This is a genomic window from Klebsiella sp. NPDC088457 (assembly GCF_044900465.1).
In the GTDB taxonomy this organism is placed as follows: Bacteria; Pseudomonadota; Gammaproteobacteria; order Enterobacterales; family Enterobacteriaceae; genus Klebsiella.
This window is the reverse complement of record NZ_JBJDNH010000024.1, coordinates 1-15,539: the sequence shown is the minus strand read 5'-3', so window position 1 is coordinate 15,539 and position 15,539 is coordinate 1. Positions and strand designations below refer to the sequence as shown.

General features: G+C 46.4%; 12 protein-coding genes and 2 pseudogenes. 13 read left to right on the top strand and 1 reads right to left on the bottom strand.

Annotated features, from left to right (window positions below; translation table 11 throughout):
- Positions 1-474: 474 nt before the first annotated feature.
- The 9 genes and pseudogenes from ACI2JR_RS16280 to ACI2JR_RS16240 form a co-directional block, all read left to right on the top strand.
- Positions 475-1,161, top strand: coding sequence for a DUF5710 domain-containing protein (locus tag ACI2JR_RS16280; protein ID WP_462478984.1), 687 nt, complete (start codon positions 475-477; stop codon positions 1,159-1,161).
- Between the two features lie 193 nt (positions 1,162-1,354).
- Positions 1,355-1,648 (top strand): DUF1778 domain-containing protein, encoded by a 294-nt coding sequence (locus ACI2JR_RS16275; RefSeq protein ID WP_462478983.1) that lies wholly within the window; start codon positions 1,355-1,357, stop codon positions 1,646-1,648.
- The gene (locus ACI2JR_RS16270) at positions 1,645-2,151 is read left to right on the top strand and encodes a GNAT family N-acetyltransferase (protein ID WP_042928317.1); all 507 of its coding nucleotides are present in this window, start codon (positions 1,645-1,647) and stop codon (positions 2,149-2,151) included. The genes ACI2JR_RS16275 and ACI2JR_RS16270 overlap by 4 nt, the downstream gene beginning before the upstream one ends.
- 227 nt (positions 2,152-2,378) lie before the next feature.
- Positions 2,379-3,485: a hypothetical protein gene (locus ACI2JR_RS16265; protein ID WP_009654098.1), complete on the top strand. Its 1,107-nt coding sequence runs from the start codon at positions 2,379-2,381 to the stop codon at positions 3,483-3,485.
- A 38-nt stretch (positions 3,486-3,523) separates the two neighbouring features.
- Positions 3,524-4,072, top strand: a complete 549-nt coding sequence (locus ACI2JR_RS16260; RefSeq protein WP_462478982.1) for a winged helix-turn-helix transcriptional regulator — start codon at positions 3,524-3,526, stop codon at positions 4,070-4,072.
- Between the two features lie 133 nt (positions 4,073-4,205).
- Entirely contained in the window at positions 4,206-5,294 is a 1,089-nt protein-coding gene (locus ACI2JR_RS16255) for a multiubiquitin domain-containing protein (RefSeq protein ID WP_462478981.1), read from the top strand.
- The gene (locus ACI2JR_RS16250; RefSeq protein WP_462478980.1) at positions 5,291-6,661 is read left to right on the top strand and encodes a ThiF family adenylyltransferase; all 1,371 of its coding nucleotides are present in this window, start codon (positions 5,291-5,293) and stop codon (positions 6,659-6,661) included. Before ACI2JR_RS16255 ends, ACI2JR_RS16250 begins: the two co-directional genes overlap by 4 nt.
- Positions 6,661-7,002, top strand: coding sequence for a ubiquitination-like system serine protease family protein (locus ACI2JR_RS16245; RefSeq protein WP_071532308.1), 342 nt, complete (start codon positions 6,661-6,663; stop codon positions 7,000-7,002). Before ACI2JR_RS16250 ends, ACI2JR_RS16245 begins: the two co-directional genes overlap by 1 nt.
- 313 nt (positions 7,003-7,315) lie before the next feature.
- Positions 7,316-8,173, top strand: a pseudogene (locus ACI2JR_RS16240) (IS5 family transposase); the annotation flags it as partial.
- An 82-nt stretch (positions 8,174-8,255) separates the two neighbouring features.
- On the opposite strand, the gene ACI2JR_RS16235 reads toward ACI2JR_RS16240, so the two are convergent.
- The gene (locus ACI2JR_RS16235) at positions 8,256-8,825 is read right to left on the bottom strand and encodes a recombinase family protein (protein WP_042928315.1); all 570 of its coding nucleotides are present in this window, start codon (positions 8,823-8,825) and stop codon (positions 8,256-8,258) included.
- Between the two features lie 132 nt (positions 8,826-8,957).
- Between ACI2JR_RS16235 and ACI2JR_RS16230 the strand changes: the two genes are divergently transcribed.
- From ACI2JR_RS16230 to ACI2JR_RS16215, 4 genes and pseudogenes are all read left to right on the top strand, one after another.
- Positions 8,958-11,702, top strand: a complete 2,745-nt coding sequence (locus ACI2JR_RS16230; protein ID WP_462478979.1) for a class I SAM-dependent DNA methyltransferase — start codon at positions 8,958-8,960, stop codon at positions 11,700-11,702.
- Entirely contained in the window at positions 11,695-13,704 is a 2,010-nt protein-coding gene (locus ACI2JR_RS16225; protein WP_462478978.1) for a DEAD/DEAH box helicase, read from the top strand. The genes ACI2JR_RS16230 and ACI2JR_RS16225 overlap by 8 nt, the downstream gene beginning before the upstream one ends.
- A gap of 1 nt (position 13,705) precedes the next feature.
- Positions 13,706-14,965, top strand: coding sequence for a GIY-YIG nuclease family protein (locus ACI2JR_RS16220; RefSeq protein WP_462478977.1), 1,260 nt, complete (start codon positions 13,706-13,708; stop codon positions 14,963-14,965).
- 124 nt (positions 14,966-15,089) lie between these two features.
- Positions 15,090-15,326 (top strand): annotated as a pseudogene (locus ACI2JR_RS16215) (integrase core domain-containing protein); the annotation flags it as partial.
- Between the last annotated feature and the right edge of the window lie 213 nt (positions 15,327-15,539).

Here is a 15,539-nt window from a genome sequence, read left to right as displayed (position 1 = left end):
ATCGAACGAAGTTCGATGGAGAGTCCCGTACAGTAGAAAGCAAAAAACCAGCCCGTAGGCTGGTTTTTCTGGAATAAGTGGTGCCCGGACTCGGGAACATTCAGTTATCTATTGAACTGTTTTTAATGATAGTTTTTGTCTCCACTATTTGTCAAGACCCACCTTTTGACCCGTATTTTCTCTTGAATATCATAACGCTGGGATGGATGTGTGAGAAATAGCCCGGTGGTTTCCTAGTGGTTCGATTCCGTCTGATGCTTGCATATCGTAATGACACCTGCGTTACGATTGCTGTATGGTTAATATCCAGAGTACAGACTGGAAGGGTATATCATGCCGACGAATAACGTTTATCTGGAGAGTGAAGCGTTAAATTAGCTGGCGAGGTCAGTGCGCGCTTCCATACCCTTACCCGTTATCTGTGATAAAAATAATTTCAGGTGACTGATTACAAAATCCGGACAAGGAGGATAAATGGCAAGAATAGACCTTAATGTTCCGTTTGATGAGAAAGATGAAGCTAAACGTCTAGGTAGCCGTTGGGATTCTGAAAACAAAACCTGGTATATTCCTGATGGTATACATCCAGAACCCTTTGAAAAATGGATACCTTACAGAAATGTTCGTGCACCATACTGGTACATTGCACAAACATTTGGTGCGTGCTGGAAATGTGGTGAGGAAACGTTACTGACGTCAATATTGCTGCCAGTGGGGCATGAAACTCTTGAAGCGGATGAAGATGATGTCAACGACGAGACAGCAAATTCAGAGACATTGCAGACATACTGGATGGTACACGAAAAACCCGCTTTCGTGTTTTATATTGATGACATGCCACGAGGGGTATTAACGCAACTCGGACAGGTTAAGCATTACTTGTCCAAAGATTACAGTAAAACGACGGACAGTCGTTACTGGATGAATCATTGTCAGCACTGTCATGCTAAACAGGGAGACTTTCCCCTGCATTGCGAACCCAATGGCTATTTCGGCCCTCTGGAGGTTCGATATGGGCAACGCATAGAATTGCGTACCATCAACACACCGTTTTCTGCAGCGTGCAATGGTATTTCGCATGACCATATTCACATTCATTTTGGTGATTCGGGCGTCTCTACGGCTGGTGAAATGTTTCCCTGGATGAAAATCGTAAGCTGACGTGCTAATGGCGGCTATTCTCCGTTCAGTTCTGAATTGATGCTTTTTAAGTGAGGTAAGGATGCCTGCTGATCACAACACCAGACAGGGAAAGAGCATTATCGGGCAGTTCTGTTTTTGTAATTCGTAATGACATCTGCGTTACATTTGCTGTATAGTTAATGTCCTGAAGATAAGACAGGAGGATAATCTCATGCCAGCGACGAACAACATTTCCCTCAAACGCGAAACATTAAATTTACGTATCAAACCTGCCGAGCGTGATCTTATCGACCGTGCAGCGAAAGCCAGAGGGAAAAACCGTACTGATTTTGTTCTGGAGGCCGCCCGCGCCGCCGCAGAGGATGCGTTGATTGAACAGCGCATCATTATGGCTGATCCAGATGCTTATCAGGAATTCCTTGCCCGTTTGGATCAGGCTCCTGCGCCGAGTGCTGCGCTGCGTAAAACCATGCAAACGCCAGCGCCGTGGGAACTGAAAAAATGATTTCTGCGCCTGAGCCTCTTCATGCCGGGCATGTGCTATCCGCATTTTGCTGTGGCGTGGATACTATGGACAACTGGCTGAAACAGCGGGCGATGAAAAATCAGCTAACAGGCGCGTCCCGGACGTTCGTTTGCTGTGATGGTTCAAAAGTGCTGGCGTATTACTCGCTGGCCTCCAGCGCCGTGATGGTAAGTGCTGCGCCCGGGCGCTTTCGCCGTAATATGCCTGATCCGATCCCGGTAGTCGTCCTGGGTCGTCTGGCAGTAGATAAATCATTACATGGTCATGGAATCGGCAGGGGACTGGTGCGGGATGCCGGGTTACGGGTGATTCAGGTGGCGGAGACTATCGGCATTCGCGGGATGCTGGTTCATGCGCTGTCTGATGAAGCCCGGGAGTTCTACGTGCGGGTTGGGTTTGACTCTTCGCCAATTGATCCCATGATGCTGATGGTGACGCTGGGAGATCTAGCTGAGAGTCTGATTCCGACTTTAGATAATTAGCTTTTCGGGGACGAGGAAATGTCTGAGGCATCGGGATCGAGACTTCATTTTTCATCAAATGTGCGTATGGGTATGGGCTTCGTTTAATGTTGCATTAATACAAGAGATAGCGGCATGCCATGTCATTTACAAACGTTGCTTTGTTATGAGAACCTGTCAGGTATAACGATATGTTATCCAGTGTGCCATCAAACATTGACTAACTTCCCTCTTAAGGATTTTATCGAGTGCTGTTCGATATAGAGAAAATCAAAGAGCTGCTTCGTGAATTTCCCGGACTGACAGGTAAGCAGATAGCCAAAAAACTCGGGTACTCTGATAAATCTGCCCTGAATTCATTTCTGTACAATAATGCCGTAGGCCTCAAACAGGTTGACTGGAAATGGTATGTAGAAGATGAATACGTTCTGGTTCTGGATGCAGACTCCTGGATTGATGAAGATGTTTTCGAATCTAATTTATCAGCGGCAGGATGTCTGTTGGGCGCTTCAGCAAACCGGTGCAGAATATGCTTTCCGGAGAACTGCAGGATTTTATTGGCGGCTGGTGCGAGGGTGATTGCTCTGGCAAACCAGGCGGCCATTTCCGGGAAGATAATCGAACTAGATTTCAGTAAATGCCCTTCCACGAAAGACTTTTTGGACCGGCTAGGTTTTTTCGACCATTTGCATTCTGATGTGACTGTACAGCCAGAAAGGCCGACGGAATCAAGAGCAAAACGCTACCGGGGAAATAATGACAATCTGGTTGAGATAGCGTCCATTGACCTTGATAATTTTGATGATTCTATTCCGGTAAAGCTGACTAAACAATTTGTGCTCCATGCAGGCCAGGAATATTACATGGCGGTGTTTACAATTTTTTCTGAGCTCATTGGTAATGTAAGGGATCATAGCGAGACACCTATTCCTGGGTTTGCGGCATTGCAGTTATATAAAGGGAAGCGACGACATATCCAGACTGTAATTTCTGATAGCGGTTTAGGAATTGCAAAAACTCTGAAACGAAACCTCAGAACATATTATCCTGAAATTTCAAAGGAAATTGAGTCTTTAACCGAGGATTCTGATATGTTTTTGGTTACGCAAGCATTAAAAAATGGGGGATTAAGTCAGTTTGGCTCTGCGCCTGATGAGGCCGCTCGCGGTCTGGGATTGAAACGGTCACAGGAGCTGGCCGCCAGATATGATGCCGTTGTTCTTGTCCGGCAACCAAACTTCGAGTTGAGGATCACATATAAAGATGGTCAACTCACCGAAATTACCGGTAAAAGAGGACTGGCGTTGATTAAGGGCACTCAGGTTTGCTTTGATTTTTTCCTGGGCTATGATTAATATCATCTCCTTAAATTAACCATAAGAAGCAGGATTGTATGAAAGTCAAACTGCTGGAACTCACTGAAAACAATAACCACCCATTTGGAAATGTTGTGGGACGGGAAGTGTTTAAGCGGCTTCAAAATGTTGTTGACTCACACCCTGGCTGCAGGTCGTTTGAAATTTCTCTTGAAGGTATTGTTGCTACCGATTCCTCCTTTCCACGGGAAAGTGTCATTGCACTTGCAAAACAGCTTTGTGGAGAAAAGTACTTCTTTATCACGGATGTCAGTTCTGCAGATCTCATTGATAACTGGGACTATGCAGCAATAGCAAAGCAGCAGTCTTTGATTGTGATGCTTGATAAGGGAATGCGTATCATTGGCCCTGAATCGAAAAGCTCGACAAAGGCATTGCTCGATGTCGTGTTAAGCCGGGGGGGAGCCAGTACCGCCAATGTTGCTAAAGCCCTCAATATCTCTGTACAGAATGCGAGTACAAGGCTCAAAAAGCTTGTAAATGAAGGCCTTATTATGCGGTCAGAGGTATCATCACCCACAGGTGGTATTGAGTTTATCTACACGGGCCCCGGAACTTCTGATTAAACTGGTTGATTTAACCAGAGTGAGTGATGTATAGTCACTTTCGCGGGCAATGATTTTTATTGTTTCCTGGTTAAACAGCTTTATTTAATGAGATTTGGTGGCCATGCCACTGTAGAAAATACCGGAGGTACTTATGAACGACCTGCAATCACAACATCTCCGCCGTCGCATCATTGAGGTGGCGGACGAAAGCCTCACTTACCGTCAGGTAACCGTGGAAGATAACACGCCTACCGGTGCACAGATTTCAGCTGCATCAGGGTTTAAACCCGATCAGCTACCTGTCGTGCTGATGTTGCTTTCTGATGGTTCTCTGGAGGACATCCGTCCCGATGAAGTTGTGGATCTTGGCTCTCAGGTTCGCCGCTTTATCATTGTCGAGTCAGACCGCACCTATTTGTTTACTATTGATGGTACTCGTATGGAGTGGCCATGTCGTTTAATTACCGGTTATGTCGTTCGTAAACTCGGCAATGTTGATGATAATAAAAAACTGTTACTGGAGCGTGAAGACGAAGCTGATCTTGAAATCCAGAATGACCAGTTTATCGATCTGGATGGGGATGGTATTGAGCGCTTCATCAGCAGGAAGGCATCATGGAAACTGAATGTTCAGGGTAAGGAATTTACTTTTGATACCCCTACTATTGTAATCCGTGACGCCGTTATCCGTGCAGGGCTGAATCCCGGTCAGGCATGGCATATTTTCCTCAAAGTCGAAGGGCAACCTAAGATTGAGAAGAATATTGATGACGTCATTGATTTGCGTACGCCTGGCATTGAGAAGCTGCGCCTCACGCCGAAAGATGTGAACAATGGCGAAGCATCCGGGGTAACCCGTCGTGAGTTTAGTTTGCTACCTGCAGATGAGCAATATCTTGATGGAATGGGATATTCCTGGGAAACCTGCCTGAACGGGAATGCTCGCTGGCTGATTATCCACGATTATGAACTCCCGGAAGGGTATAACCATAATAAGATTAAACTGGCCCTGTTGATTACCTCCGGTTATCCCGTAAACATGCTGGATATGTTTTACGTATACCCGCCACTGTCGCGGGTCAATGGCGTCAAGATCCCAGCGACGGAAGCTACGGCGGTTATTGATAGTGTCGCGTATCAGCGATGGTCCCGCCATCGCTCATGGGATCCTGAAACAGATTCTGTCATCTCTCAACTGGCGATGGCGGATGGTTGTCTGCAAAAGGAGGCCGGACAATGAGCTCCGGGAGTCGCCTGATATTGACGCAGGAGCTTCATGCCTCACTCCGTAAACATCTGTTCCCGGGAGACGGAAAAGAGGCTGCTGCAATTCTGGTCTGTAATCGTTACGATGGTACTCGTCTGAAGCTCCTGGCTAAGGAGCTCATTCTTGTTCCATATGAAGAGTGTAAATCCAGGACGATCGATTTTATTTCCTGGCCGGGTAGCTACCTTGAGAAGGCCATTGATATCGCAGAAGAAAAATCGATGTCAATTATCCTTGTCCATTCGCATCCAGGTGGTTTCCTGGCTTTCTCTGATATGGATGATGCAAGTGATGTGCATACTATGGCATCGCTTTTTCAGGGCGTTAACACCATTCATGGTTCGGCAATTATGATTCCTGACGGGAATATGCGTGCACGTTGCTACCGGGAGGGGAAGCACTCTGATAATGTGGAACTGGTAACCGTCGCGGGTGATAATATTCACTACTGGTGGGACGGGATCACTGAGCCACGGCCGCCTGCAATGGCTTTTACATCGGGGATGACGGACACTTTTAACAAGCTCACCGCAGCTGTCATTGGTGTATCCGGTACAGGGTCGATTGTGGCCGAGCAGGTAGCAAGGCTGGGCTTTGGCGAAATTATTTTGATTGATCATGACCATATAGAAAAGAAAAATCTGAACCGGATCCTGAACTCGACCCTTGAAGATGCGATGGTCTGCCGACCAAAGGTAGACATGTTCGCGGAAGTTATTCAGCGTATTCGGGGGGACGATATTGCCCGGCCAATTCACAATACTATTTTCTCGCGGGAGGCCGTTCTTGCTGCAGCAAACGCAGATATAATCTTTTGCTGCGTTGACACCTACCATGCCCGAATGATTGCAGATCGTATTGCTTCTGCTTTTTTAATCCCATTGCTTGATGTGGGGGTAAAAATTCCGACTCATGTTGATCCTGAAGATGGGCGAAAAATTACGGACGTGACGGGCCGGATTGATTATGTAAAACCCGGTGGATCTACTTTATCTGATCGTCATGTATATACACCTGAGCTTATATACCGGGAAAACCTGAGCGCGAAGGATTATGAAGATCAGGTCGGGAGAGGTTACATCACAGGGGTTCAGGAAGAGGCTCCATCGGTAATCACCCTGAATATGCGAGCGGCATCGGCTTGTGTGTCGGAATTCATCGCAAGGTGTTTCCCTTTTCGCGAATATCCTGATAAGAGATTTGCCCGTACTATGTTCAGTCTTGCTGGTGTCGAAGAAGACTATACCGATGAAAGTGATATAGAGAAGGCGCTGAATCCCCGGCTTGCAGTCGGATGTGAAGAGCCTCTTTTGGGGATCCCGGAACTGGGGGGTAAATAATGTCTATTTTCGACAGGCTGTTCTACTATGTTTTATGTAAACTGGAACCGTGGCTCCCGCCACGGCACCTGAAAATTATCAATGGGGACTCATTACCCGCAAAGGTACCCATACGTTCAATTATTCTTGCCAGAGATGGGGATGAAGACTGGTGCATCGGATTCAAATGCCCTTGTGGATGTGCCCGTACTATTGAGCTACTTGTAATCGATGAAGCGAAACCCCGATGGGACTACCGTCTGGACAATAATGGTTTTCCTACATTACATCCATCTGTATGGCTCAAAGACGGCTGTAAATCTCACTTTTGGGTAAAACAAGGGCGGATATTCTGGGTGTAATAACTAAATCAATTTGGTCCAGTAGATAATTAACGGATGTTTTCGGCTTAATAAAATGAAACGGGAAGTTCTGTTAATTATATTATGATTAATGATAATTAAAGATGCCGTACTAACGTCGATTACTGTTACCAGGATTGAATATCATATTTTCCGGTTCGTACATTCACATGCCTGCCTGGGCTTTTCAAGGGACGGCAGGCTTTGTTGAATAAATCAGATTTCGGGCGAGCGCTATATGTAGCGGGTTGGGTTTTCAGGCGATACGCGGCTTTGTTAAATAAATCGAACTTTTGCTGAGTAGAAGGATCAGATCACGCATCTCCTCACTACTCAGGTAGTCCCGTGGCAAAGCAGAAGTTCAGGAGCACCAACTGGCACACATACAACATAGCTCTTATCAACAGGGCTCCGTGACTTTCTTGCTGGACGACGAGGCTATTCGGGCCAGGTATGAATCAGCAACGCCTTCATCACGGGGGAGACCTCAGCGCTATTCTGACCTCGCCATCACTACTGTTCTGGTGATTAAACGCGTATTCAGGCTGATCCTGAGGGCCGCACAGGTCCATTTTTGACCTGACGGGCGTTCCGTTGCGCTGCCCGGATTACAGTAGTGTCAGTAAACGGGCTAAGTCGGTTAACGTCAGCTTTAAAACACAGACCCGGGGTGAAATTGCGCATCTGGTGCTTGACTCCACCGTGATGAAGGTCTTCGGTGAAGGCTAATGGAAGGTCAAAAAACACGGCAAAGAGCGCCGTCGAATCTGGCGGAAGCTCCACTTGGCCGTTGACAGCAAAACACATGAAATTATCTGCGACAGACCTGTCGCTGAACAACGTCACTGATTCAGAAGCGTTCCCGGGTCTTATCAGGCAGACCCATCGAAAAATCAGGTCAGCCGCAGCGGATGGAGCTTACGATACCCGGCTGTGTCATGATGAACTACGCCGTAAGAAAATCAGCGCTTTCATCCCTCCCCGAAAGGGGGCAGGTTACTGGCCGGGTGAGTACGCAGCTCGTAACCGTGCGGTTGCGAACCAGCGAATGAGCGGGAGTAATGCGCGGTGGAAATGGACGACGGAGTATAACCGTCGCTCGATAGCGGAAACGGCCATGTACAGGGTAAAGCAACTGTTTGGTGGCTCACTGACTCTACGTGATTACGATAGGCTGGGTAATCAGTGTGGTAAACCTGCCTGTCTCTTTGACGGCAGGTTTACCAGAAGTAGATTACTTAATCTTTTCAACGTTACGTTTTGGCACTCCGTTTTCTGCCGACAGGGAATTTTCGATATAAGGTATCTACCGCTACGTCATAAATCAGTGCCACCTGCTGTCGCGGGACGCCGTTAGCCAGAAGATGTCCGGCTTGTGCCCATTGCTCCGGCGTCAGCTTGGGCCTGCGTCCACCGATGCGTCCTTTAGCCCTGGCGGCAGCCAAACCTGCACGGGTTCGTTCGACAATAAGTTCTCGCTCCATTTCAGCCATCGCCCCCATAATGTGAAAAACAAACCTTCCCATTGGTGTGGCGGTATCTATGGAGTCGGTCACGCTACGAAAATGAATCCCTCGTTGTTGTAACGTGTCCATTAGTTTGACGAGTTGTCTCATACTGCGTCCCAATCGATCCAGTTTCCACACCGCGAGCGTATCCCCCGCCTGTAATGTCTTCAGCGCACGATTGAGTTTTGGTTTTTTCTCTGTAGCTCCACCGATTTTCTCTTCAAATATCTGCTCACATCCTAACCGTTCTAGTGCTTCACGTTGTAAATCGGTGTTTTGGTCATTTGTTGATACCCTGACATAGCCTATTAACACGCCATTTCCTCCTCTCAAAAGGAAGGAGAATGCCAGATCGCCCGATAACGCTCATCTGCGTAATTGTTGGTTTACCTACAAGCGGTATATAGTTATGGCAAAAAACAAGTTATGTACTCTGAAGGATTATGTATGGCAGTGAATCAAGCGAGGATTTTCGAGCAACTTGAACAGATAACCCAAGAGATGAATCGTGACGAATTCATTTACGGTTTTATGGCCGCATTTGATTTTCCTAAATCAACGATTACACAGGTGCGTCAGGGCAGTAGTCGTAACATCGCTAAAGAACCTGGTCAGGTGGGTATCAAGAATAAACTCTGGTTTCAGTCTTCTGCGGTAGGCGAAGATCTTGAAACTCTTCTCAATCAGTACGTTGATGACCCTGCGATAGCTAAAAACAAGATTCGCTTCGTGCTGGTCACTGATTTTACTCGCTTTCTGGCTTGGGATACCGCGAGCAAAGAGCGGCTCGATATTGAGATGGACGAGTTACATAGCAATTACGGGTTCTTTCTGCCGTTAGTGGGCCTTGAGAAAGCCATTATTAGCAGTGAAAACCCTGCTGATGTGAAAGCCGCTGAGAAGATGGGGAAGTTGTTTGACCTCATCCGAGTCCGTAATGACCTCAGCAAGTCTGAAGATATTCACGCCCTTAACGTCTTTCTGACCCGTTTGTTATTTTGCCTCTTTGCCGAAGACACCGGTATCTTTGCCCTCTCCCAGTTCACTTCTGCTGTCAAAGGTTTTACCGAAGAGGATGGCAGCGATCTGGATGCATTCCTTTATCGGTTATTTGGTGTGCTAGATGAGAAGCCTGACAGCCCTCAGCGGCAAAGGCTGCCCGCCCATCTGGCAGCATTTCCGTATGTAAATGGTGGATTGTTTGCCAGCGATGAACCGGTTCCCGAACTGGGCAAAAAGGGACGCAAAGTCTTACTCGAATGCGGCACCATGAACTGGAGTGAGATTAACCCGGATATTTTCGGCAGCATGTTTCAGGCCGTGATTGATGTGGAGCAGCGCAGCCGCTTAGGGCAGCACTACACCTCATATCGCAATATCATGAAGGTGATTCAGCCATTGTTTCTTGATCCGTTACGCATTGAATTGGATAAACAACGTAACAATGCCAAAGGGCTCAAGGCGCTACTGGTACGGCTCGGCAAGATCAAAGTGTTTGATCCCGCCTGTGGGTCCGGTAATTTCCTGATTGTGGCCTACAAAACGTTGCGCAAACTGGAAATAGAAGTGATTGAGGCCTTGCGTGAGCTGGAACCTCAAACATTTTCAATGAGCGGTCTTCACCTGTCACAGTTTTACGGCATTGAAATTGATGACTTCGCCTGCCAGATTGCTCGGTTATCCCTCTGGCTGGCGGAACACCAGGTGAATAGTCAGTGGGAAAAAGCGTTTGGTTTTGCGCCACCGGCATTGCCGCTCCGTGAAAGCGGCAATATTCATAGTGGCAACAGCTTGCGTCTTGATTGGCATCAGCTCTGTCCTAAGCAAGCTGAAGACGAAGTCTATGTAATCGGTAATCCGCCGTTTTTGGGTACTCTTGGTCGCACAGAAGAACAGAAATCAGATATGCAGGTCGTTTTTAGCGGTTTTAAAGCGTTAGGTTATCTTGATTATGTCGCTTGTTGGTTCTGGAAAGGAGCTCAATATATTCAACATTCCCGTGCTGAATTGGCATTTGTTGCAACTAATTCTATCTGTCAAGGAGAGCAAGTCTCTACATTGTGGCCATCAATTTTTGCTTTAAATCTTAATATTCATTTGGCTTATTCAACCTTTGCTTGGTCAAATAATGCTCGAGACAAGGCTGCGGTTCATGTGATCATTGTAGGATTATCTGCATGTGCTAAACCGCGTAGGCTATTTCAAGGCATCGATGGTGACTTACATAGCCGATATGTAAGTAATATTAGTCCCTACTTACTAGAAGGAAGTAATGTTGCCATTGGTACACCAAGCAAACCTTTGGTGAGAGGTGTTCCGCCGTTACTTTTTGGCAATAAACCGACTGATGGTGGAAATCTTTTACTTACACGAGATGAACGAGATGAATTGTTAAAGGATGAGCCGCTAGTTAAACGGTGGATTAAGAAAGTGTTGGGTGCGGCTGAGTTTTTGAACAGCAAGGAAAGGTGGTGTTTGTGGTTAGTTGACGCTACAGACGCTGATTTGAAAGCAATGCCAGAGGTAAAAAAAAGAACTGAGGTTATACGGAATTTGCGGTTAAAGGCTGGTCATCCGGCAGCGATAAAAATGGCGCAAAAACCTCATGTTTTTATGCAAGTTAGTCAACCTAAATCAGGCAGTTATATTCTTGTCCCCAGCGCTTCATCGGAGCGTCGGACATATATACCAATAGGTTTTTTGGATGCGGATATAATCTCAACAAATGCAAATTATATTATCCCCAACGGTACACTATACGAATTCGGAATACTTTCTTCGTTAATGCATAACGACTGGATGAGGCTGGTAGCAGGTAGGTTGAAAAGTGACTATCGCTATTCTGCTTCGGTAGTTTACAACCCTTTTCCTTGGCCTGAAGTTACAGACACACAACGTACGCAAATCGAGCTATTCGCCGAAGACGTGATTTTAATCCGTGAAGAGTTTCCCGGCCATACGCTGGCTGAACTCTATGATCCCGACAAGATGCCGCAAAAGCTGTTAACCGCCCATCAGTCCCTCGATACAGCGGTGGATCGACTTTACCGTGAGCGCCCATTCAAAGATGCAGCAGACCGCTTAAGCTGCCTGTTGGCTCGCTATGAAGCACTGACACAGAAACTGAAAGCAACTCAGGCTAAACCAAGAAAGAGCAGAACACCAGCCAACGCAGGAAACCATAATGAATAACCTATTGCATGTTGAATATGGTCAAACAGGCCAGAGTAGCAGCCTTAATTCGATGGGTATGCGTGAAATGCAGACCCGTGCTTTTGCTGAACGCAACAGCCGGTATCTATTGATCAAGGCTCCTCCGGCTTCGGGGAAATCTCGTGCGTTAATGTTTCTGGGGCTGGATAAGCTGGAAAATCAGAGCGTGCGAAAAGTGATTGTCGCCGTCCCGGAAAAGTCTATCGGCGGCTCTTTTCAGGACACCTGTTTAACCGAAAAAGGCTTTTTTGCTGACTGGCGTGTTAAATCCGAGAACAATCTGTGTGTGGATGGCGGGGAAGCGGGTAAGGTTCAGGCTTTCCAACGCTTTATATCCGGCAAAGAACGTATTCTGATATGTACTCATGCAACCTTGCGTTTTGCGTTTGATAAATTACTGGTAACAGATTTCAATAATTGCCTGGTGGCTATTGATGAGTTTCACCATGTGTCTGCCGATGGTGATAACCGGCTTGGTAATCTTATTGACGAGCTCATAAAAAAATCGAGTGCGCATATCATTGCTATGACCGGCTCATACTTCCGAGGCGACACCGTGCCGATCCTATTGCCTGAGGATGAGGCACTGTTTACTAAGGTTACATACACCTATTACGAGCAGCTAAACGGCTATCAATATCTTAAATCTCTGGGGATTGGTTATCATTTTTATCAGGGGCGTTATATTGATGCATTGCCCTCGGTACTCGATATCAGCAAAAAAACGATTATTCATATTCCGAATGTCAATTCCGGTGAATCAACCAAAGATAAATACGGAGAGGTTGATTCTATCATCGATGTGATTGGCAACGTGATAAAACGCGATCCTCTGACTGGGGTTTACCATATTGCGGGAAAAAATGACCGTGAGATCAAATTAGCCAATCTGGTTGATGATAATCCTAACGAACGCCCCAAAATCCAGGCGTATTTACGTAATATCAAAGCGGCTGATGACATGGACATCATCATCGCCTTAGGCATGGCGAAAGAAGGGTTTGACTGGCCTTACTGTGAACATGTGCTGACTATTGGCTATCGCAGTTCTCTGACAGAAATTGTGCAGATTATCGGCCGGGCGACCCGAGATTGTACGGGAAAAACGCATGCTCAGTTTACCAATCTCATCGCTCAACCCGATGCACAGGATGATGATGTGAAGGCATCGGTCAATAATATGCTTAAGGCGATCACCACGTCGTTATTGATGGAGCAGATCCTGGCTCCCAACATCCAGTTTAAGCCTCGTTCTCAATGGGACGGTCAGCCACTGCCTCCCAATACTTTGCTCGTAGATGATTCCGCAACCTCACCAGTATCCCCGAAAGTGTTGGATATTCTGAACAGTGACAAGAATGAAATTATGGCGGCCCTGATGGCTAACGAGCAGTTGGTCAAAGAGGCAATCAGTGAAACCACGCCTCCCGAAACCGTTACTCAAGTAGCTTTGCCAGCAGTGATTCAAACGCTTTACCCAGATTTGACCGAAGAAGAACAGGAACAGGTACGTCTGGGGGTATTGCAAAGTATGTTGATCACTCAGAACGGAGGTGTGGTTGATTGGGAAAACCTGCCGCAGGATGCCAATGTGGATATGGCAAATGGTGCTGAAGAAGAATCAGTTAACAGTATCACAGGTAAACAGTTCCTGAAAATGGGTGAAAAGTTCATCTGTATTGATAATCTGGATATAGATCTGATAGATGTGGTAAATCCGTTCCATGGTGCTTATGAAATTCTCTCTAAATCGGTAACTGCGCCTATGCTGAAAACCATTCAGGAAGCAGTAAGTGCCAGCCGATCGCAGGTCTCCGAAGAAGAGGCAATTATCCTTTGGCCTAAGATCAAGCAGTTCACCCGAGAACAACAGAGAGAGCCATCGCTAAATGCCAGTGATCCGATTGAGAAGCGTTATGCCGAAGCGCTGGCCTTTATCCGCAAAATGAAGCAACAGAAGTTGGCTAATCAGGAGCAGTAAAATGATCCGGTTATCGACAACACGATTAGCGGCCAAATCAACATTAGATGAGATCCTCAGTGAAGAAGATGATCTCTGTTTATTGGATGTTCACCCCCTGAATAACAAAGCGAGTCCTGTCGATTTGGCTGGCAATCAGTTTGCCGAAATTGCCGCGTTTTACGATCGGCATGGTCGTCTGCCAACAGAAAACAGCACCGCTTCTCTTGATGAGAAACGCCTGGCAAGACGATTGCGCATCATTAAAGAAAACCCCGATATATGCGCTTCGTTGCAAACGCTGGATTGCCGGGGGCTTCTGGCTTCAAATCATCTTGAAAATGATAGAACACCGCTAGTCGCTGAACCAGAGCCAATACCCTACGTCAACAAATCAGAACTGGTGACTTCTTTAGAGGATATTTTTGCCGACGACGAGGACGGTTTATTAGATTTTGCGGAACCTGACATCTTCAGCTTACAGTATATTTCCGCTGACAAAAAAGAGCAGCCAGATGAAATTGCCCAGCGCCAGCCTTGTCACGACTTCCCGCGTTTCGAACCACTGTTTCGTCGACTGCATAAAGGCTTAAAAGATGGGGCTTTTGGTCTTGAGCGTTTTACCCATAAATTGAAAATTATTGAAGGCGATTTTTTTATTCTTAATGGGTTACTCGGGTATGTGCATAGTGCTGGTGAACGTTTGGAAGAATATCGGACCTACAACGCCCGATTGCGGCTGATATTTGAGAATGGCACCGAAATGAACATGCTCTATCAATCCTTAACTCACGGCTTGGTGAGAGATAAAGAAGGGCGCAAGGTGCAACTCAATGGCGAGACGTTGCAACCATCAGATACTGCGGTGCCGACCGGCTTGGTTTATGTGCTCGCCACCACGAGTACAGACCCAGCGCTTATTCCTTATAAACAAAGCCTTTACAAGATTGGCTTTACCGAAACAACCGTGGAACAACGCATTGAACATGCCCAGAAAGACCGCACTTTCCTCGAAGCACCAGTCAGGATTGTGGCTACCAGCCAGTGCTTTAACCTCAATGCCCAAAAATTAGAGGCATTGGTACATGGTTTCCTTGCTGCCCGTCGGCTCAATATTACGCTCAAAAGCCACAACGGTCAGGTCTATGCTCCCAGAGAGTGGTTTAATGTCCCATTGACTACAGTTCAGGCGGTGATCCAACACATTGTGGACGGAACTATTTCGCAGTACCGACTGGATAATACGACTGGGAAAATTGTTGCAAAACATCCTGGGCCATAAGGCTATTACCCAGCCAGGAGTCAGCCTTTTCAGTAGACTTAAAAATAACTATCAAGACGTTCTCCAGGGCATTTTCAACGTTTCTCTCATTACTTTCGACTAATAAAACTTGCTGTCGCCGTAGACTAATGGCATCTGCGAGCGGTTCCACAAAACAATACTGAAAAAATTTTATCAGGTAACGTTCCGCAAAAAGCTGTACGGTGATATCGAAACATTATAGTCGGATCTTGATGAATGGCTGGCTCACTATAATAATGAGCGAACTCATCAGGGGAAAATGTGCTGTGGACGGACACCAATGGAAACATTACTTGATGGAAAACGCATCTGGTCAGAGAAGGATTTAAACCAGATGTAATCTGACAGAAACCTGTATAAATAATCAGTACCTGTCAAATCAGGTCTAAGTTAATACAAATGATGCTCACCTATGCTTATTGTTTAATATGTTACTTTTAACTTGATTTAAAAAGGATCTAAATAGCTGCGCCAAATAGTAGATCACTTTGAGGGAACTCAGCCCGGATTGTGCGATCTGATCAATCGCCAAAAAGAAACAAACCACCAACCG